Annotated in this window: 21 protein-coding genes; 15 read left to right on the forward strand and 6 right to left on the reverse strand. The window is 58.1% G+C overall.

All coding sequences use genetic code 11. The annotated features are described in order from the left end of the window. Positions 1-198: 198 nt before the first annotated feature. The 4 genes from A9K66_RS19640 to A9K66_RS19655 form a co-directional block, all read right to left on the reverse strand. Positions 199-909, reverse strand: coding sequence for a hypothetical protein (locus tag A9K66_RS19640; protein ID WP_067326864.1), 711 nt, complete (start codon positions 907-909; stop codon positions 199-201). Then, positions 906-1,355 carry a hypothetical protein gene (locus tag A9K66_RS19645; RefSeq protein WP_067326867.1) on the reverse strand — a complete coding sequence of 150 codons (450 nt, stop codon included), beginning with the start codon at positions 1,353-1,355 and terminating at the stop codon, positions 906-908. The genes A9K66_RS19640 and A9K66_RS19645 overlap by 4 nt, the downstream gene beginning before the upstream one ends. Before the next feature lie 437 nt (positions 1,356-1,792). Further along, complete coding sequence (locus A9K66_RS19650) at positions 1,793-3,637, reverse strand: hypothetical protein (protein ID WP_067326870.1); 1,845 nt, start codon at positions 3,635-3,637, stop codon at positions 1,793-1,795. 11 nt (positions 3,638-3,648) lie between these two features. Further along, complete coding sequence (locus A9K66_RS19655) at positions 3,649-3,870, reverse strand: hypothetical protein (RefSeq protein WP_067327177.1); 222 nt, start codon at positions 3,868-3,870, stop codon at positions 3,649-3,651. Between the two features lie 293 nt (positions 3,871-4,163). On the opposite strand from A9K66_RS19655, the gene A9K66_RS19660 reads away from it, so the two are divergent. Continuing rightward, positions 4,164-6,245, forward strand: coding sequence for an AAA family ATPase (locus A9K66_RS19660; RefSeq protein WP_067327179.1), 2,082 nt, complete (start codon positions 4,164-4,166; stop codon positions 6,243-6,245). 281 nt (positions 6,246-6,526) lie between these two features. Next, positions 6,527-7,456: a hypothetical protein gene (locus A9K66_RS19665; RefSeq protein ID WP_156751102.1), complete on the forward strand. Its 930-nt coding sequence runs from the start codon at positions 6,527-6,529 to the stop codon at positions 7,454-7,456. A gap of 337 nt (positions 7,457-7,793) precedes the next feature. Here the strand turns inward: A9K66_RS19665 and A9K66_RS19670 are convergent, their stop codons facing one another. Beyond that, positions 7,794-8,495, reverse strand: a complete 702-nt coding sequence (locus tag A9K66_RS19670; protein WP_067326876.1) for a FadR/GntR family transcriptional regulator — start codon at positions 8,493-8,495, stop codon at positions 7,794-7,796. Positions 8,496-8,593: 98 nt separating this feature from the next. Further along, a complete protein-coding gene (locus A9K66_RS19675) occupies positions 8,594-9,388 on the reverse strand; it encodes a 3-oxoacyl-ACP reductase family protein (RefSeq protein WP_067326879.1) in 795 nt (264 codons plus the stop codon). A 146-nt stretch (positions 9,389-9,534) separates the two neighbouring features. Between A9K66_RS19675 and A9K66_RS19680 the strand changes: the two genes are divergently transcribed. The 13 genes from A9K66_RS19680 to A9K66_RS19735 all read left to right on the forward strand — a co-directional run bounded on the left by A9K66_RS19680 (position 9,535) and on the right by A9K66_RS19735 (position 22,431). Then, complete coding sequence (locus tag A9K66_RS19680) at positions 9,535-10,887, forward strand: four-carbon acid sugar kinase family protein (RefSeq protein WP_067326882.1); 1,353 nt, start codon at positions 9,535-9,537, stop codon at positions 10,885-10,887. A gap of 9 nt (positions 10,888-10,896) precedes the next feature. After that, a complete protein-coding gene (locus A9K66_RS19685) occupies positions 10,897-11,784 on the forward strand; it encodes a 3-keto-5-aminohexanoate cleavage protein (protein ID WP_067326886.1) in 888 nt (295 codons plus the stop codon). 68 nt (positions 11,785-11,852) lie between these two features. Continuing rightward, complete coding sequence (locus A9K66_RS19690) at positions 11,853-13,385, forward strand: sugar ABC transporter ATP-binding protein (protein ID WP_067326890.1); 1,533 nt, start codon at positions 11,853-11,855, stop codon at positions 13,383-13,385. A 38-nt stretch (positions 13,386-13,423) separates the two neighbouring features. Then, positions 13,424-14,386 (forward strand): sugar ABC transporter permease, encoded by a 963-nt coding sequence (locus A9K66_RS19695; RefSeq protein WP_067326893.1) that lies wholly within the window; start codon positions 13,424-13,426, stop codon positions 14,384-14,386. Between the two features lie 93 nt (positions 14,387-14,479). Further along, complete coding sequence (locus A9K66_RS19700; RefSeq protein ID WP_082953966.1) at positions 14,480-15,478, forward strand: substrate-binding domain-containing protein; 999 nt, start codon at positions 14,480-14,482, stop codon at positions 15,476-15,478. A gap of 68 nt (positions 15,479-15,546) precedes the next feature. Beyond that, the gene (locus A9K66_RS19705) at positions 15,547-16,581 is read left to right on the forward strand and encodes an aldo/keto reductase (protein WP_067326897.1); all 1,035 of its coding nucleotides are present in this window, start codon (positions 15,547-15,549) and stop codon (positions 16,579-16,581) included. A gap of 18 nt (positions 16,582-16,599) precedes the next feature. Beyond that, a complete protein-coding gene (gene oiaX / locus A9K66_RS19710; RefSeq protein WP_067326900.1) occupies positions 16,600-17,880 on the forward strand; it encodes a 3-oxo-isoapionate-4-phosphate decarboxylase OiaX in 1,281 nt (426 codons plus the stop codon). Positions 17,881-17,884: 4 nt separating this feature from the next. Next, the gene (locus A9K66_RS19715; RefSeq protein WP_067326904.1) at positions 17,885-18,865 is read left to right on the forward strand and encodes an aldo/keto reductase; all 981 of its coding nucleotides are present in this window, start codon (positions 17,885-17,887) and stop codon (positions 18,863-18,865) included. Continuing rightward, positions 18,865-19,821: an L-threonylcarbamoyladenylate synthase gene (locus A9K66_RS19720; RefSeq protein ID WP_067326907.1), complete on the forward strand. Its 957-nt coding sequence runs from the start codon at positions 18,865-18,867 to the stop codon at positions 19,819-19,821. The genes A9K66_RS19715 and A9K66_RS19720 overlap by 1 nt, the downstream gene beginning before the upstream one ends. A gap of 226 nt (positions 19,822-20,047) precedes the next feature. Beyond that, complete coding sequence (locus tag A9K66_RS19725) at positions 20,048-20,893, forward strand: aldo/keto reductase (protein ID WP_280944382.1); 846 nt, start codon at positions 20,048-20,050, stop codon at positions 20,891-20,893. Continuing rightward, positions 20,890-21,087: an aldo/keto reductase gene (locus A9K66_RS31520; protein WP_280944383.1), complete on the forward strand. Its 198-nt coding sequence runs from the start codon at positions 20,890-20,892 to the stop codon at positions 21,085-21,087. The genes A9K66_RS19725 and A9K66_RS31520 overlap by 4 nt, the downstream gene beginning before the upstream one ends. Continuing rightward, positions 21,087-21,593, forward strand: coding sequence for a hypothetical protein (locus A9K66_RS19730; RefSeq protein WP_067326910.1), 507 nt, complete (start codon positions 21,087-21,089; stop codon positions 21,591-21,593). Before A9K66_RS31520 ends, A9K66_RS19730 begins: the two co-directional genes overlap by 1 nt. Beyond that, positions 21,565-22,431, forward strand: coding sequence for an N-acyl homoserine lactonase family protein (locus tag A9K66_RS19735; protein WP_067326913.1), 867 nt, complete (start codon positions 21,565-21,567; stop codon positions 22,429-22,431). The genes A9K66_RS19730 and A9K66_RS19735 overlap by 29 nt, the downstream gene beginning before the upstream one ends. The last annotated feature ends 242 nt before the right edge of the window (positions 22,432-22,673 follow it).

The raw sequence follows: 22,673 nt of genomic DNA on the forward strand, positions 1-22,673 counted from the left end.
CTTGCGCGCGCAACGAAGTCCAGTGGAATGTGCTTCGAAGGTTAGCTATTTTGAAAAATCGCAGATCGGGCCGACCCTTAGCATGTCTTCGAAGTCGACGAAGCCCCGGCGAAAATCGAACGCTAGCACAAGACTTCATTTGGTTAGGACAATACTGAATGCCGACGCACGGGTTCACGAACGCCGAGGCGCGCTTTATCAGATGAGGCTCTGCACCATGACGAAAGGAGATTTATCCGCCTCTCCCCTCCTCATCTGTGAGAGATACATGTCGAAGTTATGGACGACGCAAACCCTGAACTTTCGCTTCGCAAAGCCTTTCAAAGCTTTGCCAGAGGTTGCAGTCAGGTACCCTAGCGTTATGAGGGAGGGTGGAAAGTGGTCGTCCTCAACCGTGCCGGCCTTCAGCTTTTTCAGCATTGAGGGTGTGATTTCGTGCACGATCCCAATAAATTGGGCGAGGAGCATCGGATACACGACCAGTTTTTTGACCTCAGCGAACGTTGCCAGCGCCTTGTTATTCAAGGCAACCCATTTCTTCTTCGGTTTGGCCTTTGGCACATGATCATCGCCTATAACCACGGCCACGTCGACGACATACACTGCCTCATCTTTGTGGCCACCCATTACCGACAGATTGGAATGTATCTCGTAAAGCTCCTTACCCTTGACGCACTTGAACCATGAGAAGTTGTAAGGGTGCCCCCGAGACGAAAGCTTGGCCGCGAAGAGGCCGTTGATCGCGTTCTCCACCGTGATCGTGTACCCAGCCAGCCGGTAATGTTCGGTCGCCATGGTGAGGGCACCCAGTTCAAGAAGCGCTGTTTCCCTGATCGACAGATGCTCGAATTGGACGGAATGCTTGCTGATGAAAGCTTTGAGCTCTTTCTCGATCGCGGCGACCTTCAATCTTGCCTCGCAAACATCTTTGTCGCTACGTCACTCAAACTGCCAGTGTCCGCAACCAGATCTGCGATATCAAGCTTGGCGATTAGCTTGTACAGCTCCTGACGGAGGTTCCGCCCTTCCACAAACGCCGGGGAGTCTTGGCTGATTTCGTCTCGACCGATCCGGAAGCCCCTTGTTTGCGGCAAGGCTTCGGTCCCCGCAGGCGGTCGCGTTGCGACACCGATGCAGTCGTTCATGATCCAATATTGGCTGTTTACAGTGGACCAGATCCTGCGAATCGCGACGATGAGCAGGAACTGGTCAAGTCTGTCACCGCTGATTTCTACGCGAGCGTCCCTCGCGATATCAGAAACAACAGCGGCAACAGCATCAACGTAGCCGTTCACACCCTCCCGCAATGAGTAGGGCAGCCGATCGGTAATGCTTTGTATCTGACGGTTTGGCATCGGCTCCTTAAGGCGCAGAAACTTGCCGGCGAGCGAATACTATCACAGCGGAAGTTGACTTCGGTAAGCAGTTAAACGCCCGGCTTCTCTGCCAGATGTTGTTGAAGTCCACCCACGCCCGGTAGAGAATCATGGTACCATCCGAGGATGGCAGCAACGTTGTTCTATGGACCATCAGGGTCGCCTCAGGCGTTGCGATGCTGCCGCTCGCAACTGGCTAATGCCAGTGGGACTAGGAGGCACGGCCTAGGCGAACTCCATCAAAAAGCACTCCACAAAACCAAGGGGGAAGTAACGTTAGGTTGGAAGGCCCGGACTGGGAGCATTGTGCTGGCCAGCATTGCTAACGACAGATTGGCGGCCACCGCTTTGTCTCGCTCTCAAAGCCACGGCGGCAAAGCGCGGCGCTTGTTTTCAATCTCCTAGACAGATGCTCCTTACGCGGCCTCCGGTTCTACGGCGAATCCATGCGCCTTGAGCTCCGCGCTGATCCACTTACGCGCCGTAGCGATACTCTGACGATAGTCATCCGCTGCTAGAGACAGCGACTCCGGGGACGTCGCCCTTTCGAGGTCTTCCAGTGACCATCCGTCAACCAACCGTTTGCTGATCGCGTAGCAAGTAGCCTTGCCCACGCGAAATGCCATAGATCGCTGCGCTGCCCTTAGGATGATGCTGCGGAGCGCCTCTCCTTCTGCTTGTCCTGCGAAGTGTACTTCTAGCTCCGAAGTCATCCTATCGACAGCGGAGTAAAGGCCGTTGATGAAGAGTGTCTGCGCGTCTTTGTAGAAGCGGCCCGCACGACCCTTCATCTGCTTCTCATCTATCTCCGTAGGATCGTCCAGTATCTCGATCGTAGGGGCGCGCTCAAGCGCATGCGCCTCCTTGGAGAGCTTCGCCCCCTCAGGAGCCTTCCGGACTTTCTTTTCCGTCGCCCTGAGGCCAGAATTCCGTTCGCCGCGGAGGAAGCGATCCTCCTCGTCGTCGATCGGATCGGCATCAGCAGCGCGAGCCTCGTCGAGACCGAGATCATTGTCCTCGGTGCGCTGGGTCGTCTTGTTCGACTTCACATAGGTCGAAGTTGGCAAGCGGAACTCGTCAAGGAGCTTCTGAAGGTCTTTCTGCAGGTCGTCTAGGTTTTCATCCCTTGGAGGATGTGCCTCCCTAATCACGTCCTTCACCCACTCGGGCATCAGTTCGCGGACCTTTATTGCATAGTCATCGGTTGTGATCGGGTTGCGCTCTTCGACAGTCGTGAGAGCATCTCGGTATTGGTTTGGCAGCGCGGCATCGTCCGGGAGGATAATCTGGACTGTAAGCACGGTTGAGCCGAAAGGTATCCCGTAATTCGGAGCGACAGCCGACCACTTTGTCCCGGTTCGGAAGTCGTATCGTTCACCCTTGTGCACGAGCGCGCAGAATGAGGTCGACGATGTCGCTGGATTGTTAAGCGCGCTTATGGTGTGACTGTAATTGGCGTGCTTTGGATCGTGAACGTATTGAATTTTCACCGCCGACTCAGAGCAAGTGACAATCTCAGCCTTCGGAAGCTGTGGAATGACATCCTGTGGCGTCTTGAGGGTGCGCGTCCTTCCTGTCTCGTCGCGCCCTCCGCCCTTTGTCACGGACACATCCAATATGACCTTGACGCCGGCCCGGAACTCCGCGAAACGTCGAAAGATCTGCGTGGCAACGTAGCTACGGTCAACCCGGATTCCTTTGCCGATAGGCTCTGCCACGGTGTCGTGGTCGTCGTCTTCCCCCATTAACACGACTTCCGTCCAGTCGTAGGTTACATCGGCTGTCTTTCGTACCGCCTCGGTAACGTCGAAGACGGTCTCCTGCCGCCCCTCGACCTCGAAGGCAAATCGGACAAACGTATCCGCTTCATCGTCGAATCCTATCGTAACCTCGTGAACCACACCTGTTTTGCAGGAGCGATAACGGATCCCTGCGGGTGAGACGGTTAAGCCGGAGACCTTGGCGCCTATGCCAAAATTTTCGCTAAGAGACATCTGTTTGTTGATCGAGGCAGAGATGTTTGTCGCCGTCCGAAGTTCTCCGGAATCCATTCCCGGTCCGGTGTTCCAGAACGTCAACTTGCGAACCCCCCCAACAAACGATGGGTAGATGCGCACAGTTCGATGGCCCTCGGGTGCCAACGCCGCACTTTCCTGCGCGTTCATGAAGAACTCTCGGACAAGCGTATGTCGCGGCGCTTGGCCGATTAGGCGGTTGATCAGAAACTTATCGTCCTGGACCGTCAGACGTTCGAAATTCATCTCAAAGATCCCTATAGCTTAAAGACGTCCTTCTCAGCTGCCGATGTGGAGCCGAATTTCCGTTCGAGATCTGAGGCTGCATCGCGAAGCGCCCTGACAATTTTCTTAACGTCACTCTCATCAAATTCGTACGCCCGTCGGTTCGAAAGATTGCCGATTTTCCTGATGGCCTCCAAAGCTGCCTGTGTCCTTCCCTCGGCAAGCTTCACGAATTTCATCCTCTTTTCGGACATCGTTGCCTTCCCGTTTGAAAGGAATAAGTGATTCAACGGCGCGCCAAAGAAGTCAATATTCGCCAGAATATTTTGGTGAATTTCACTCCGAAATTCAGCCCAATCTCTTATCAAGGCGGTGGTCATGATAGGGGCTGGCGCAATTGCGCGGAAAAAAATCCGCTTTGGAGTGAGAGAGCATGATCCATCCGGATAGGCAGTTCTCAGCCGACCATTAACCGCCGCATTCTCCTTTGGACCTGCAATTCCACAGTATATCTTAACCTGCGCGAATCGCCGCGGGGGAAATGCCGATGAAACTGGTTAAATACAAGGTCACGAATTATAGGTCCGTGATCGACAGTGGTTGGGTCGAAACCGATCACGTCACTGCGCTTATCGGGGTCAACGAGTCCGGAAAAACCAACCTCTTGTTGCCGTTATGGAAACTCAACCCTGCACGAGAGGGCGAGATCAAAGCGACTTCGGACTATCCAAAGGCAACATTCAACGATATCCAGGCCGATCCAGGCGAAGTTCCCTTTATTACTGCGGAATTTGATGCGCCTGAACTGGCTGGGAAAATCTCGAGTCTGACTGGCCTGGCCGAGAGTGATGCGCGCCTGGTTCATGTCACCCGCTATTTTGACGGCAACTTCAGCGTTAGCTTCCCGAACCATCGACCTCAGCGGACACTGCAGGGAACGGAGCTTACAAACCTTCTTGAGACGGCTTCTGTTCAGCTCGAACAGATTGCTCCTTTGGCGAAAGAGGGGGATCTCAAGACACAGTTTGTTAGCGTCATGAAGCAGGTGGGCAACGGCATCGCGGAGGGGCGCGCCTATAGTTCAGCCGCCGTTCGGGCGATAGCAAGTCAGTTGCGGCCGTCGCTGCCAGAGAACCCGGCCGCCACCAGTTCGATCGTCCCGCGGCTCAATGCCCTTCTTGATGAGCTCGAGCACACGGCTAAGCTTCTTGAATCCCCCGAGCCAGAGGACGTCGATGGAGTGTTCGAGTTGGTGATCGAGGGGCTCCCCAAGTTTGTTTATTATTCGAACTACGGGAATTTGGACTCGGAAATCTACCTACCCCACGTCGTACAGAACATGAAACGCGCAGACTTGGGAGCTCGGGAAGCTGCGAAAGCCCGGACGCTCCGAGTTCTATTTAGCTTTGTAAAGTTACAGCCGGATCAGATTCTAGAGCTGGGTCGAGACCTTCAGCCTAACGAAAGCATCACTGCGGACCGCATCGCCGAGATCACGGAGAAGAAGCGCACGCGGACCATCATGCTCAATTCTGCAGGCACAGACCTTACGAAGAAGTTCAAACAATGGTGGAAGCAGGGGGACTACACATTCGAGTTCCAAGCGGACGGAGATCATTTTCGCATCTGGGTTAGCGATGCACGGCGGCCAGAGAAGGTCGAGCTGGAAGACAGGAGCACGGGTTTACAGTGGTTTCTTAGTTTCTACCTCGTGTTTCTGGTTGAAAGTGCGCAAGGGCACGAGAATGCAATCCTGCTGTTGGACGAACCAGGGCTGTCCTTACATCCATTGGCACAGAGGGATTTATCCGCGTTCTTCGAAAACCTTGCTGCCACCAATCAGCTAATCTATACGACCCATTCACCATTTCTTGTTGACGCCGACATGTTGGACCGGGCGCGCAAGGTGTATGTCAGCGAAGATGGGTCGACCAAGGCGTCACCGGACCTCCGACGCGGTTCGGAAGATCCACGGAAATCCGGTGCGACTTACGCGATCTATTCGGCGCTAAACATGAACGTGGCTGAAAGTCTGTTGTTGGGGTGCCATCCAGTCATTGTGGAAGGTCCGTCCGATCAACATTACCTCGCAACCATCAAAACTCTTCTGATCGCTGCTACGCGTATATCACCTAAACGCGAAATTGTGTTCCCGCCCTCTCACGGTGCGAAAAACGCAAAGGTGGTCGCAAGTATTTTGACGGGCCGAGATGAAACCCTCCCTATCATGCTTCTTGACGGAGATGCCGCCGGCCGAAAGATGGCGCTCGACATGAAGAATGGTCTCTACCAAGAGGCCAAGGACCGAATTCTCTCCACAGACGACTACACTGATGTCAAGGACTCGGAAATTGAAGACCTCTTTCCCGCGGCCTTTTTAGCCGATGTGATCGATCGCTGGGAGCGGCGTTCAGATACGCCATTTTCAGACGTTGTCGATGCGACCAAGCCGATCGTTCCACAAGTAGAGGCGTGGGCAGCTTCTCAGCAAATTGTCCTGTCGGATGGTTGGAAGGTTGAGGTCGCGCGCGAGGCCAAGAAACGGGCGCTTTCCGCAGGCTTTGGCAAGTTTGCTCCAGAAGTTCTGGATCGGTGGACAAAACTCTTTGGGTCGTTTGGCGCAGACTGAAGGCATGCCGTTGCCGACCTTGAGCGAGTGGACTCCGGTGGACATCAATCTAATCCGCAGAGACCTAGACCGGCTAGCCGGTAGGGCCATGGGGAACGAACGGGACGAGCGACCTGCCCTCGCTTCGCAAGGTTGACGGCACACGCACACCGGCGCTGGCTATTCAAACTGTCAACTTTATACCCGGTTCAAACGAACGATATGAAGCGTTTTGCAGTTTGAATTTGAGCCGCATTCGCACAGCCTTACCTCACAGTCGGTGGCTGCCTTCGGAGTTACCTATGGCTTTGGAACGACCACCCAAGGACGGGCCGCAATTCGAGACAATGATGGCGCAGATTGATCTTAAGCTGACCGGTGAGGGCGTGGATATTCCGGCACGCCCAATGCTGGCAATGCGTGAGGTCTCGATGAGATATGGGCTTAGCATGCCGCTTGGCGGTAATCCTGCGCGCCTGCCGCCCGACTTGCGAGAGAATGTCCCGCTGAGCGAAGCAATCAACCAATGGTATAGGGACAACTATGGCGACCGCCTGAAGGTGAATCCCAGCCCGGGGCGGATGGTAGTGCAGCTTGATGGCGATCTCTATGTCCTGCGCGTGCCGCGCATCTTTGGCAGCGTGACCTTCGTTCTGAAGCGCCAGTGGCTACATCACCCGGGAATTTCGCGCGGCGCAGCAATCATCAATATTACCCAGCTTGTCGATGAGATGACCCCCGCCAAGGCAGCGCGACTGTCGGATTCGGCGTTGAATGCTATTGGCAAAGCCTTTGAAACGGCGTTACCGGCCGCGTACACCCTCGAGAATACCAATCACAACTTGATGTCGATTGCGCGCGGAGATGTTGACGTCGCAGTCGACAGCCTTATGGCGCGGCGGGGGCGCAACGGGGAATCGAAATGGGCCTCGCTCCAAGCCGCCGAGAAAGTGTTGAAGGCTGCGATCGACCTGACTGGCGAAAAGTTCAAGTTCACTCACGGTTTGGCGGCGCTTTGCCAGACACTCGCCGATGCGGGTCTTACATTCGATGCCAGCGCACAAGTAGCAGCAATTCAATGCAAGCCAGGTATCCGTTATGGTGAGGAATCCTGTAGTCGCGATGAAGCGCTAATCGCACATCAGGCCTCGCTGGAACTGGTCAACATTCTACGCGAGGCAGGTGCGAAGTTCTCCCCTGGGATCGACCGTCTGCGACCCTCGAGCCGTTAAGAGCGAGAGCTACTTTGCGCCCCGTACTGGAGACGACCTAATGGCGGCTCGAAAACCGGCCACACCGTCGTGGTTTTTGAGATGCGGCGCGTTTCAGACATTCAGTCTGCTTCTACGGGAACTAGAGCCTTTGCGCCTAATCCGGCGGATCAGGCACTCGCCAGCCCGCGGTCTCGCGTACGGCACGCGTGCTTTAGAATGCGGACGAAGCCTCAGAGAATTCGGTGCGCCTCTAGATGCTACGGAAATATGATCGCCACACTGCGGAAGCCTAGGATGTCCGCTCGTTCAAGTCATCGGAGAAAGCCATCCGTCGACGATGCAGGGGGGCAGGCGGTCATCCCAGCAACGACGTGCGGAAGTGCTCCATGTTCTCTTCGACGCTTTCGCGGCTGAGGTCACCTGTCTTCCTGTCGCGGATCATTTCGTACATGCGCTCATGGAGTCCGACTGCACGCCACTTGCCGCTGACCTCAAGCGACTTCTGCACCCAGGGCGCGACCATTTTCAGAACGAAGTCGGCGATCACCACGATCAGTGGGTTGCCAGCTGCTTTGTAGATAGCGCGATGGAAATCGAGGTCGGCCTTGAGGAGTTCCCCGATTGGAGAGTTCGGGTCCTCCGACAGCCTTCGCAAGCGGTCGATGCACTCCCTCATGAGCGCCAGATCTTCCTCCGTGCGCCGAACCGAAGCAAGTTCGGAGCAGTTGCGGTCGAAGACGTATCGCAGTTCCATCAGCATTTCGGGCGTCGAGCTTTGGAGGTAGAGCTTGAACATGGCCAGCGGCATCGCCGGGAGGCCCTCGTCCTTACGGATGTAATTGCCGAATCCGTGCCTCGTTTCGACGATTCCCGACACCGCGAGCGTCTTGATTGCTTCCCGGATTGGTGTCCGGCTGATTCCGAGTTGCTGGGCCAGTTCCTTCTCGTTGGGAAGTTTGTCCCCGGGTCCAAGGTTTCCATTAGCGATTTCGCCTGTAATGTAGTCCAGCGCAATCTCCAGCCTGCTTGGGATTTTCTTTGGATCAACAGACAGCATTCCTTGTCACGCTCCATCGTCTTGCGGAAGGTACGAGGTCATACCGCGTTTTGCCTTTTGCGACAAACATCGAACTGCGGGAGCCCGGATGACCAGGATTATTCGCTGATTTGTCCCAGCCGCTTCGAGGCTTTCGGATCGAACGGGAACATCAAACCCGCAGCGAGAAAGCCGCCGTCGACATTGAGTGTGTGTCCGGTGATGTACGCTGCCTCATCGCTCGCCAAGAACACTGCGGCATCCGCGATTTCTGACGGCTCGCCATACCGGCGCTGCGGGACGAGTCGGTGGTACGCTTCACGGGTTTCTACCGTGTGCATGACCTTCGACACCTCGGTAAGAATGGGGCCGGGCGCGATGTTGTTGACTGTGATGCCAGACTCCGCAAGCTCGACCGCCATCACCTTGGTGAGGAGTTCGACCCCGGCCTTCGAGGCGCCATAAGCCGATCGCCCGACGCCTCCCTTTTGGCCGGACAGTGAGGCGATATTGATGATCCTTCCATATCCCTTCGCTGCCATAATTCGCGCGAAGGCCTGTGCTACAAGGAATGTCCCGGTCAAGTTGATCCGAACGACGCGTTCGAATTCTTCCCTCGAGCTCTCGAGGAACAACGTGGTTGCACCGACTCCCGCGTTGTTGACCAAGATCTCGACCGCCCCAAACCGCTCGACTGTCTTTTCCACGATAGCCGTGATGTCCTCGTCGACAGAAATGTCGGCCCGAACCGCCAACGCTTTTTCGCCGAGGCGATCAGCGGCTGCATTTGCCACGTCTGAATCGCGATCGACGATGACCACGTTCGCCCCTTCGCGAATGTAAGCCTCAGCCACCGCGAGCCCGATCCCTCGTCCTGCCCCGGTTACCACGGCGGTACGACCAGAGAGTCTCATTTTCAGTCCTCCTGTGAAGATGTGACGTATAAGGTATGAGGTATGACCTTGACAGAGTTATGGGCTCCTCCTATGAGTCTTGTCAAGTGAACTCTGGTTCGGGGTGAGGAGGCAGATTTCCTCGGCTGGGGTTATGGGAGATTGGAATGTCTTCAGCTGCGAGACTGAAAGCCGTGTTTTACGGCGATGATTTCACAGGTTCGTCCGAGAACCTGGCGCAGTTCCATCGTAGCGGCGTAAAGGGCAAGCTCTATCTGGCGCGTCCCGCGATGGAGAAGGTTGTCGCCGATTCCCAATCCTACGATGTACTCGGTTTCGCGGGCACAGCCCGGGCGCTATCGGGAGTCGAACTCGACGCCGAGCTGGACAGCGCCTTCTCGATCATGGGGAGGCTGAGCAGCGCCTTCATTCAATACAAAATTTGCTCGACCTTCGACTCATCGCCGACGGTCGGAAACTACGGAGCTGTCCTCGATCGAGCCGCCATCCACTTCGGAGAACGTGACGTCCCCGTGCTTGCGGCCACACCCGACTTCGGACGCTACACCTGCTTCGGAAATCATTTCGCGCGCTTCGCCGACAGAATCGAGCGGTTGGACCGTCATCCAAGCATGTGCAGCCATCCCAAAACGCCGATGCATGAGGCTGATCTACGGATCCATCTAGCTGGGCAGACGGACAGGAAGTTCGTCAACGTCACGCTTCCCATGATCCGCAACCGCGCCGGTATGCACGAATGTGTCTTCAAGGCTTTCCAGGATGGAGCGGGAGTCATTTTCGACGGCGTCGAAAATGCGGACTTGGCCGCGGTCGCGGATTTGCTTTGGGTCAGGGCTTCAACGCTGCCGATTTTCGCGCTTGCAGCTCAAGGTCTCGCGCAGCAGCTTGGCGCGCTCTGGGCTCGGTTGGGTCTCCTGTCCGGCTCCAAGCCCCCCAACACCGAAATCTCCGGCGTCGAGAAACTGCTCGTGTTGTCAGGCAGTTGCGCCCTTCAGACTGGTCGCCAGATCGCTGCTGCGGAAGCTGCGGGCTGGAGCATGGTTCACTTAGACGTGTCAAAGATTGCGTCAGACGAGCAAGGTGCTGCGGCGGCCCGGGAAGCAGTGCTGAAGGCCGTTGAAGGCCTTGAGCGTGGTTGCCCCACCGTAATCTACACTGCCCGTGGCGAGTCCGGCCGGGTGGTCGAGAGCGAGGTTCCCGCGGAGCGCCTCGGAGCGATCTATTGCAACATTGCCCGATCGGTGCGGCGCGCCGTGTCCTTGCCACGCATCGTCTTTTCAGGCGGGGATAGCTCCAGCTACGCCGTCCGAACGGTCGGCGCGGAAGCGCTCGAGATCGCGGTTTTCGATGAGGTGCAGAACTGCCACGTTTGCCGCCTGGACGCGCCTGGCGACGCGGAGATCGACGGCCTCGAGGTCATGCTCAAGGGGGGACAGATCGGTGCCGACGACTTCTTCATGCGCGCTTTGAAGGGCACCGTCTCTTCGGTTGCGGCGTAAGGAGGAGAAATGCAGAAGAAGATCATCCTCGAAGCGCGGGTCAACGAGTACGCTCTGCGTAGCTCCAACCCCAGCATCCCGTACACCGCCGACGAGATCGCGGAAGCCGCGGTCGCGGCGCGCAAGGCGGGAGCGGCAATCCTTCATTACCACGCGAGAACTCCGGAGGGTGGCGCGACGAACACCGTCGAAGCCAACGCCGAGATTATCCGCAAAGTCAGGGCGGCCACCGATCTGCTCATCCTCCCAACTCTTGGCTTCATCTCGAATGATTCGGACGCCAAGAAGCGCATTGATACGGTGGCTGCTCTGGCGCTGGACCCGACGACGAAGCCCGACATCGCTCCGATCGACACAGGGTCGGCGAACCTCGAACTTTGGGACCCTGAGAACAGCACGTTCGAAAACCCGGAGCGATTATATCTCAACACGACCGAAAGTCTGATCCATTACGCCCGCAGGTTGGCGGAAACGGGCGTGAAGCCGAAGCTAGTCACCTGGTCGGTCGGATTCACGCGGCGGGCGATCGCCTTGATGGATGCAGGCCTGGTCGAGGGACCAGCCTATTTCCTGCTCCATCTGACGGGAGGGCGTTTCATCACCGGGCATCCGCCGACCGAGGCCGGATTGATGGCACACCTTGCGTTTTTGCCCGACGACAGGCCTATCGAATGGACGGTGAACTGCCTGGGTGGGAACCTGCTCAACATCGCTCCGGCGATTTGCCGACTGGGCGGCCATATGGCCATTGGCATCGGCGACTACCCGTATCGCGAGCTTGGCACGCCCACGAGCGCCGATGTCATATCCCGCGCCGTCGAGATTGCCCAAAGGGTCGGACGCGAGCCCGCCACCCCGGCAGAGGCTCGCGCGATTTTGCGGTTGGACTGTAAGTAGAAACACGTGGCATGCCGCCGCTCAACCAGTGGCGTACTTGTAGTTTTCCAAAGGTATGACGTCATATCATGATCGAGGTTAAAGCAAAGCAAGAGGCCATTGAGGGCGGGGAGACGTCAGCGGCTCGCATTCTTCTCCAGGCTGAAGGTGTCCAGAAATCGTTCAACGGGGTCCCGGCGTTGGTTGACGGTAGGCTGACACTCAAGGCTGGCACTGTCCACGCCCTCTGCGGCGGCAACGGTGCGGGCAAGAGTACGTTTCTGAACATTACCATGGGTCTGCTGCGCCGCGACGGCGGCACGGTGCAAATCGACGGCGAATCGGTCGACTTCAGAAGCGCTGCAGACGCCTTACGCCATGGAATCGCGATTATCACGCAGGAGCTTTCCCCCGTTCCTGAGATGACGGTCGCCGAGAACCTTTATCTCGGTCGCGAACCGAAGCGACTTGGGGTCTTCGTGAAATTCGGTCAAATGCGTTGGGACGCCCAGGCATTCCTCGACGAACTCGGTTTCGAAGTCGATGCGCGCAAAAAGATGGGGGAATTGAGCCTCGCGCAGGTTCAGCTCGTCGAGATCGCGAAGGCCCTGAGCTATCGCGCGCACATCGTGATCATGGACGAGCCTACGTCGGCAATCGGCGAACATGAAGTCCATGTCCTGTTCAACGCGCTTCGCAAGATCACCGCGCGGGGTTCCGCAATCATTTACGTCTCCCACAAGCTGACCGAAATCTTCGAAATCGCGGACGAATACACCGTTTTCCGCGACGGTCGGTTCATCGAGACGGGAGACATCAAGGACATCGACCGTCGACACCTCGTGACGCAGATCGTCGGTCGCGAAGTGAAGCTGGTGGAGAAGGGTAAGCCCCTCGAAGACGCTCCTATCCTCCTTTCTGTGTCGAACTTGGCGCGCGGGTCTCACTTCCGCGACATCTCCCTGGAAGTAGCATCAGGCGAAGTGGTGGGCGTCTATGGCTTGCTTGGTTCAGGTCGAACCGAGTTCCTGGAGACGATTTTCGGGCTTCACTCTCCCACGAACGGAGAGGTCATATTCAACGGCGACAAGGTGAGACCCGGCCGGCCCAAGGAAGCGATCAAGCGTGGGATGGCCTTGGTGACGGAGGACCGCAAAGACAGCGGCCTCGTCCTCTCAGCGTCAATCGCCCACAATATCACGCTCTCGTCGCTTGCCCTGATGGCAGTCAGCGGATTCATCCGGCGCGACAAGGAACGAAGCGCCGTGCTCGGCATGATCGAGTCCCAGCGTATCAAGTCGGCGTCGCCGGACGTCGCCGTCGAGACCTTGTCTGGTGGAAATCAACAGAAAGTCGTCCTGGCACGCTGCCTGCTAACCGACCCGCGGCTCTTGATCTGCGACGAGCCCACGCGCGGCATCGACGAAGGCTCGAAGCAGGAGATTTACGCCTTCCTGCGGGCCTTCGCCGCAAAGGGCAACGGCGTTCTCGTTGTCTCCTCGGAGGCTCCAGAGATTATGCAGCTCAGCGACCGGATCGCGATCTTCAAGCAGGGACGGCTCGTCAACATCATCGACGGTGCCGACGCAACACAACAGATGCTCATGGACCTGGCGAGCTGACAGCGGCCACTAGCCCTATCTACGGAAGGATTTGAGTGATGAATACAATCGCCGCAGCGAAACCTGGAACCTTCCGCGCCGGAGAGGTCATTCGGCAGTTCAGCATCGTGCTGGTGTTCTTCCTAATCGTCGCATTCTTCGCGTTCGCGAACCAATACTTCATGACGTGGCCGAATTGGCTGAACCTCGTTCGGCAGTCGTCGATCAACGGTATCCTGGCGATCGGGGTCACCTTCGTGATCCTGACGAAGGGCATCGACCTGTCTGTCGGCTCCGTAATGGCGATTGCCGGAATGATCGCCGCTAGCCTGGTTACCGAGACCAACGAGCACTTTGTCCTATTGGGCATCCTCGCGGGACTGGCCGTCGGTGCTGGCCTCGGCCTTGTCAACGGGGTACTTGTGGCTGCGGTCAAGGTTCCGCCGTTCGTCGTGACGCTCGGCATGTTGAGCGTTGCCCGCGGCCTGACTCTGATTTTCTCGGACGGCCGACCCATCCCCAATCTGTCAGATGCCTTCAAGTGGATCGGCTCAGGACAGATCATACATATCCCGGTTCCGATCATCATCTTGTTCGTCGTCTTCCTGGGTGGATGGACGGCTTTGAACTACACGACCTTCGGCCGTTACGTGTACGCGGTCGGCGGCAACGAGAAGGCGGCTCGTACGAGCGGCATCTCCACCAAGGTCGTTGTCGGCGCGACGTATGCCATCTCCGGTCTTTTGGCTGGACTCGCCGGGCTCGTCCTGACCGCGCGCACCACGGCGGCGCTTCCCCAAGCTGGCATCGGATACGAATTGGATGCGATCGCGGCCGTAGTGATTGGCGGTACCAGTCTCGCAGGCGGCCGCGGCTCTCTGTTGGGCACGCTCATCGGCGCGCTGATCATCGGCACGATCAACAACGGCATGGACCTGATGGGCGTGTCTTCCTACTACCAACAGGTGCTCAAGGGCACGATCATCGTGGTCGCGGTCATCGCCGATCAGTTCCGCAAATAGCTAATTCCCGAAATTGCCGCCGGTTCGCCCGGCGACAATGTCCGGTTCCGCATGTTGCGTCCGGGCACCATCTCAACCCAGAGGAGACTACAAATGCAGATGTCTAGGAGGAACCTGCTCAAGGCAGGTGTGGGTATGGCAGTCGGCGCAGCGGCATTGGCGAGCAGCAGCTTCGCTTTCGCCGAAGAAAAAATCCGGATCGCGGCCCTATCGTTCGGTGAATCCGGCGAATACATGAAAGCTTGGTCGACGGAAATCCAGAACCATCCCGCCGTGAAGTCGGGCGAGGTGGAGATCACCGTCTTCGACGGCAAGTACGATCCGCTGACGCAGGCCAATCAGATCGACACGGCCATCACCCAGCAGTTCAACGCGATAATCATGTCGCCGTTCGACCTTGAGGCCTCGGCGCCGCCGATTGACAAGGCAGCAGAAGCGAAAATCCCGCTGATCGTGTCGGCGCTCAAGACCAAGTCGACGAACTACACCGCGTCGATCATCGTCAATGACACCGAAGGCGGCCGCATCATCGCTGAGGAACTTGCCAAGCGCCTTCCCAACGGCGGCAACGTCGTCCTCATGGAAGGGCCAATCGGCCAGTCGGCCCAGATCGAACGCCGCGCAGGCATCGACGCTGGTCTTGCCAAGTTCCCGAACCTCAAGCTCATCGAGAACAAGACAGGCAACTGGAGCCGCGCGGAGGGCCAGGCGCTCATGGAGAACTGGTTGCTCGCCCACCCAGGGCAGATCAACGGCGTCCTCGCTGAGAACGACGAAATGGCACTGGGCGCGATCGAGGCCATGAAGAGCGCCGGCATCGATCTCAAAACGGTTCCCGTTCTCGCGATCGACGGCATTCCGGATGCAAAGCGCGCCGTGAAGAAGGGCGAGATGGCGGTCAGCCTTTACAAGTACGCTCGTGCCGAAGGCCAGGGCGCAGTCGATCTCGCCCTCCGAGCAATCAAGGGCGAAAGCTACAAGCCGCAGTCGGAAATCTGGGGCTCCCTCATGGAATGGAAGGGCGGCACTGAGAAGGACTACGTTGTCCCGTGGCTGATCCTCGATTCCACCAACGTCGATAAGTACATGTAATCAGACGACGGCGGACGGTCCATGCGGCCGTCCGCCTTCTTCAAATCAAGGATATAGGATCGCCCCCTATGCTGGAAAGAAGACTTGGAAAGACCGATGTGACTCTGACGTCGCTTGGCCTGGGAACTTCGCCTCTCGGCGGCTGCAACGTCGATGTGACCTTCACCACCTTCGAAGCGGTCGTCCTCAAGGCATACGAGTTGGGCGTTCGCTATTTCGACACAGCACCGCTCTACGGTCTTGGAAAGTCCGAGCACTCGCTTGGCCATGTCCTCCGGAACAACGATCTCATCGGGAAGGTCGTGGTCAGCACGAAGGCAGGCCGGATTCTCAAGCCGGAGAGTCGCGCCAGGCGCGCCGAAAGCCTTTACGGTATCGACTGGGTCAAGGCGCTGCCTTTCGTCGATGAATACAACTATTCCTATGACGGCATCATGCGCGCCTTTGAAGACAGCCAGCAGCGTCTGGGCATGGACCATATCGACATCCTCTATCTCCATGACGTAAGCGGTGAATGGCATCGCGAAGCCTACGACACGCATTTGTCGGCCTTGAGGGCCAGCGGCTACAAGGCTTGCGACGAGCTGCGCCGCACCGGCTCCGTCAAGGCGATAGGTCTCGGCGTGAACGAGACCGCGTCGGTCCTCCAGGTGGCGGAGGAATTCGACCTGGATTGCTCGATGGTCGCTGGACGGTACACCCTCTTAAACCATGGCGCGCTCGACCATTTCTATCCGGAAATGCAGCGCCGAGGCGTCGGCATCATCGCCGCCGGCATATACAACTCAGGCATCCTGGCCGAGGGCAGCAAGTCGAGGACGACGACCCGGACCTACGACTGCCAGCCCGCGCCCGAAGCGATTGTTCGCAAGGTCGAGGCGCTTGAGGCCGTCTGCGAACGCCACGGCGTCTCCCTCCCGACCGCGGCAACGCAGTTCGTCTACGCGCATCCCGCAGTGACTGCCGTAGTCCAAGGTGCTTTGACGCCGGAACATGTGGACGCAAACGTCACCGCGATCTCCACGCCGATCCCGGCGGCATTTTGGGATGACCTCAAGTCGTCGGACCTCATTCCGGCGGCCGCGCCAGTGCCAGCGGCCTAACGGCGAGGACGGCAGAAATTGGCTCGACCAAGACCCTCGGACATCCTTGTCACCTACCGTGTCGAAACGGCTGGGAGTCCCGAGTCGTTGGCGGCCAAGATCGCAAGCGATCAGTCCACCGGAACATTCGTAGACCTGCCGGGCGAGACGCCTGAACTCAAAGCTCGCGCGGCCGCACGGATTGTCGCCTTCGAGCCGCTGGACACGGCCGACGCCCCGTCACTGCCGGCAAAGGGAGCAGCGTTCAATCGGGCGCAGGTGACGATCGCCTATCCGCTCGAAGCTGTCGGCACCGACCTGTCGGCTCTGACGACGGTGGCGCTCGGCGGCGTCTGGTCAATCAAAGAATTCACCGGACTTAGGGTCGTCGGCCTGAGGTTGCCGCCCGAGTTCGACGGGGTCTATCCCGGACCCCAGTTTGGGATCGAAGGCTCGCGGCGCCTCACAGGCGTCTACGACAGACCAATTATCGGCACCATCATCAAGCCTGCGCTGGGTCTGACCCCTGATGAAACTGCGGATGTCGTTGGCGAGCTGATCAAGTCCGGCGTCGATTTCATCAAAGACGACGAGAAGCTAACCTCGCCGCCCTACTCCCCGCTGGAAGCCCGGGTGAAGACGATCATGCCGCACATTCGGGACCACGAGCAGCGCACCGGAAAGAAGGTCATGTACGCCTTCGGCATTTCCGATGTCGATCCCGACGAGATGGTGCGTAAGCACGACATGGTGGTTCGCGAAGGTGGCAATGCCGCGGTTATCAACATCAACTCGATCGGAATGGGCGCATTCCTGTTCCTGCGTCGGCGTTCAACGCTCGCGCTGCATGCTCACCGTAACGGTTGGGATCTCATCACCCGGCATCCAGGCCTCGGTTTCGACTTTTCGGTCTACCAGCAGCTTTGGCGACTGTTGGGCGTCGACCAGTTCCAGATCAACGGCATCGGGGCCAAATACTGGGAGCCGGACGATTCTTTCATCCAGTCTTTCCATGACCTCCAGAAGCCGATCTTCCATGACGCCGACCGCCCTTTGCCTGTCGTTTGCTCGGGCCAATGGGGCGGCCAGGCCCCCGAGACCTATCGAAGAACCGGACAGACAGTCGACCACCTCTATTTGTGCGGGGGTGGTGTGGTTAGCCATCCTGGCGGGCCTGCGGCCGGGGTGAAGGCGGTCCGCGCCGCATGGGACGCAGCCATCGCTGGTGTAGACCTCCGAGAATACGCGAAGTCTCATCCGGAACTGGCGCAGGCACTCGCGAAGTTTGGCGCGAAATCACCGACATCAGAAGGGAAATGACACGATGGAGTACCGTCAACTTGGTCGGTCCGGTCTGAAAATCTCGCAGTTGGTCTTGGGCTGCATGAGCTTCGGCGTCGCGGACCGCGGCAACCATCTATGGACGTTGTCTGAAGAGGACAGCAAGCCCTTCATTAGGGAAGCCATCGAACTCGGCATCAACTGCTTCGACACCGCGAACGTCTATTCTGACGGTACCAGCGAGGAGATTGTCGGGAGACTTCTTAAAGAGATGGCGCCCCGCGACGAAGTTGTCATCGCTAGCAAGGTGTATGGCAAGATGCGAAACGGTGCCAACGCCGTCGGCCTGTCACGCAAGGCGATCATTGCCGAGGCCGAGGCTAGCCTGAAGCGCCTTGCGACCGATTACATCGACCTCTACCAGATCCATTTCTGGGACAACTCGACTCCGATCGAGGAGACGTTGGAGGCGCTGACCGACCTCGTCCGAAGCGGCAAGGTACGGTACATCGGCGCGAGCAACTGCTACGGTTGGCAGTTCGCGCGCGCACTCTATAAATCGGACGCCGGCGGATGGTCGCGCTTCATCTCAATGCAAGCGCAAATGAACCTCCTTTACCGTGAGGAGGAACGCGAGATGCTGCCGCTCTGCAAGAGCGAAGGCGTCGGCATCATCGCATTCAGCCCCTTGGCGCGCGGACGTCTCAGCCGACCGTGGGAAGAAAGCAGCGTGAGGTCCGAGACCGACAATGTGACAGCACGATTCTATGGACATGCCGACGAGGCGGATCGGCGCGTCGTGGATGTGGTCGCCAATATCGCCGCCGCGAAGAACGTCTCTCGATCGCTTGTTGCCATGGCGTGGCTCAACTCGAAGGCCGGCGTCACGGCTCCGATCGTCGGCGCGACCAAACTATCGCACCTGAAAGATGCGGCCGCCTCGCTTGACGTGAAGTTGACTGCAGATGAAATCAGGGAACTCGAAGCCCCCTATGTGCCTCACCCCGTCGTGGGCCTGAATTAATGGGGATCACCCGCCGCCTCGGCAATGACGACCACGACATGGAAATAGCGGCCCGGATGCTTCGCGACGGTGAAGTGGTGGCCTTCCCAACGGAGACCGTATACGGGCTAGGAGCTGACGCGAGCAATCCAGCCGGAATAGAACGCATCTATGAGGCAAAGGGACGTCCACGGCACAATCCACTTATCGTCCATGTTTCCGACTTGGACATGGCCCGTAGGATGGCCGAGTTCAACCAGAATGCCGAGTTGGTGGCCGCCCGCTTTTGGCCCGGCCCCCTGACGGTGCTCCTGCCGAAGAAAGCTGATGCCGGACTGGCCCCCGCGGTGACTGCGGGCCTGGCGAACGTAGCAATCCGATTTCCATCTTCGCAGGTTGCCCAACGCCTTATCCAAGCGGTTCGATTCCCGGTAGCCGCGCCTTCGGCCAACCTTTCGGGGAAGATATCCACGACGCGTTTCGCGCAAGTGGTTCGCCAACTCGATAGCCGCATAGCGGGGATCATCCAAGATGACGCCTGCGACCACGGGCTCGAGTCCACAATCCTGTCCTTGATCGGCGCGCCTACAATCCTGCGTCAGGGTTCCGTTCCGCAAGAGTCGCTCGAAGAGCTACTTGGTCCGATGGGGGAGGCCAGCGAAGCTCTCGTCATCTCTGCCCCGGGCCAATTGAGGAGCCACTACGCTCCCGACGCTGCCGTCTGGATTGAGATTGACCAGCCGACGGCGAACATGATTTGGGTCGGCTTCGGACCGCGATGCGATGGATGTCACTTGACGCTGTCCGCTTCCGGCGACCTAGAGGAGGCAGCCCGAAGCCTCTACGCGATCATGGTCGAGGCCGACGTTCTTGCAAAAGCGGGTGATGTGATCGGATTCGCCTCGGTACCGATGTACGGCCTCGGTCGCGCCATAAACGATCGATTGAGGCGAGCCGCCGCGCCCCGTTCAACCTAGGCTCGCTTGATATGGAACTCATGGAAAAAATCGCTTGCGCAGGTATGACCTTATACCTTACACCTCGCCGGGGCAGAGGAGTCAGGTGGGAGGTCTTCATGCTCACATCTACGACATGAAACCCGACAAGCTGCCCGTTGTGCTGCTCGACGACGCGTAGGTCTGCTTCTGCGGCCAATTACCGGGCGACGGTAGGACGCTCCCAACGACACGCAAGGATGATCCTATGACCGAACTCGAACTCAGGCCCCTCGGAAAAAGCAAAGTGCAGGTGACCTCGCTGGGACTTGGCACGGTTCCCCTGTCAGGCTTCAACGCCGATGTGTCGTATGACGAGTTCGAAGCCACGATCCTCGCAGGGTATTCGTCCGGAATCCGCTACTTCGATTGCGCGCCAATGTACGGCTTCGGGAAATCCGAACACTACCTTGGGCACGCGCTTCGCGCGAACAAGCTGCGCCAAAACGTGGTGGTAAGCACCAAGGTCGGGCGCATACTGAAGCCCGCCAGCAGGACGAAGAAACTCGAGACCGTGTACGGCATCGACTGGATCGATCCACTGCCATTTCTCGACAGCTACGACTATACGTACGACGGTGTCATGCGTGCGTTCGAAGACAGTCAGCAGCGCCTCGGTCTCGACTACATCGATATCCTTCTTGTTCATGATGTCGGTCGCGCCTGGCACGGCGACCAGAGCGAGTTCTACTGGGACCAGCTCCGCGCTTCCGGTTACAAGGCGCTCGACGAGCTACGGTCGAGCGGCGCCGTCTCGGCCATAGGTCTGGGTGTGAACGAAACGGACTCGGTCGTCGGTGTCGCGCGCGAGTTTCAGATAGACTGCTCTCTTATTGCAGGGCGCTACACCCTGTTGAACCATGCGCCCCTCGAAGCCGCCTTTGATGAGTTACTCAAGCGCAACGTATCAGTCATCGCGGGCGGCATCTTCAATTCCGGAATTCTGGCGACCGCGTCGGCGGCGCCACTGCCACCTATGACTATGGCAAGGTCCCGGCCGCTGTTGTCGAGAAGGTCAAGGCCATCGAGAGCATCTGCACTGAATATTCAGTGAGCCTGCCCGCGGCGGCGATGCAGTTCGTCTACGCGCATCCGGCTGTGGCCACCCTCGTTATGGGGGCAAAGAGCGCCGCCGAAGTGGACCAGAACGTCAAGGCGATCAACGAGACGGTACCTTCAGTGTTCTGGGATGCATTGAAGGCGGCGAACCTCATTCCGCCGAACGCTCCGCTGCCGACGGCCGAGTGATGACTGTCAACCGCGACCTCATCCGCCGTGACTTCCAATGTGACGCGATTGTCGATCTGGTTGCGTCACCGGAAGCGCGCGCAGGTGTCGAAGCGCTTGTCAGAATTTATGGAGAGCTTCTGGCGATTTACTCGTTCATGCACCTCGCGTTGAAGGAGAAGGGCATGCGCCTTTTGGCTGGCGAACTCGACGACCGTGCAGCCGAGATCAAACGGTCGGTAGCAGCAGCACGCTTGGTATTGCCTGGGTTCGTCGCCGAACAGCACGCGTTCGCCCACCTGGAAAAGGCAGACCGTCTGCTCGCCGAGGCGGATATGTTGTTGCAGCGCCGCGTGCTCCTCACAGACGCGCTGCTCTTGGGGGTGCTTTCAAACGCGGCGACGGAGCTCAGGCGCTCGGCCGCCATACTCGACACCACGACCTTTGACACAAGCAGCTGCTGTGCAGGGTCTTTATTTAGTCATGGGGAGGAAAACCATGGGAGCACATTCGATCTGGGTGCTTGAATACTCGCGCAGCCCGGCACACCCGGTGAGCGGGGTCTATTACGGCGCCCACAATCAGGGAACGATGAACCTGCCGTTCGCCTACATACTCATCAAGACCGGCGGCTCCGTCGTCTTGGTCGACGTCGGACACGACGCCGGTGATTTCGGAGGGCAGATCGCCAACTCGATCGGCGTCACTGGATGGACAAGTCCTGACATCGTCCTTGGCGAGTGCGGTGTGAGGCCACAGGACGTCACTCATGTCATCCTGACGCATGCTCACTTCGACCATATCGGTGGCCTAAAATTCTTCCCAAAGGCGAAGATCTACATCCAGAAGAAAGAGCTGGAATCCTGGATGTGGATTCTCGCCAAGGGCCGCCGATTCCGGTCTCTACAGGCGGGATTGAATCCAGCCGACATCCTCTACCTGACCCAGGCAAACATCGAGGGCCGTCTCGAATTGGTCGAAGGCGAAAGGGAAAATCTGCTTCCTGGGATTCACCTGTATCCCGCATTCGACACGCACACCGCAGGCTCGCAATACGTCGTGGTGCAGAACGGCGAGGGAGACGACAAAATCGTCCTCTCGGGCGACGTGGTCTATACTTATAAAAACCTCAACGGGGGCGACTCGAATGATCCGTGTTTCGTTCCGCCGGGCCTCGCCAACGGCAGTCAAGCTCGCCTAATCGAGGCCGCCGAGGAGATGCTTGGGTTCGTCGGCAACGACGAGCGCCGCATCATTCCCATGCATGAGGAACGGTTGTCAGCACTCTATCCGTCGCGCGTGACAGATCGAGAGCTCGTGCTCGTCGAGATATGTTTGGCCGACGGAGAACGTTCGAGAGTGTGACGGACTGGAGTGAAGCTGCACAGTTAGTAATCGTCCTCCTAAGGCGATGCGCAGAGAAAAGGCCGGGTGTCGGCGCCACGCGGCCTTTTTCGTTTCATCGTCCCTTTGCCCCGAACGCGAGGGCATTTTTGCGCGACGATCCTCAATATGATGTGACAAACTGCGAATATCACAACATTTATTGTTGATATGTGACGATAAATGTTACATTACGAGATGCCACTAAGCGTCGATAGGGAGGG

The organism is Mesorhizobium sp. AA23, assembly GCF_001672435.1.
Lineage (GTDB): Bacteria > Pseudomonadota > Alphaproteobacteria > Rhizobiales > Rhizobiaceae > Mesorhizobium.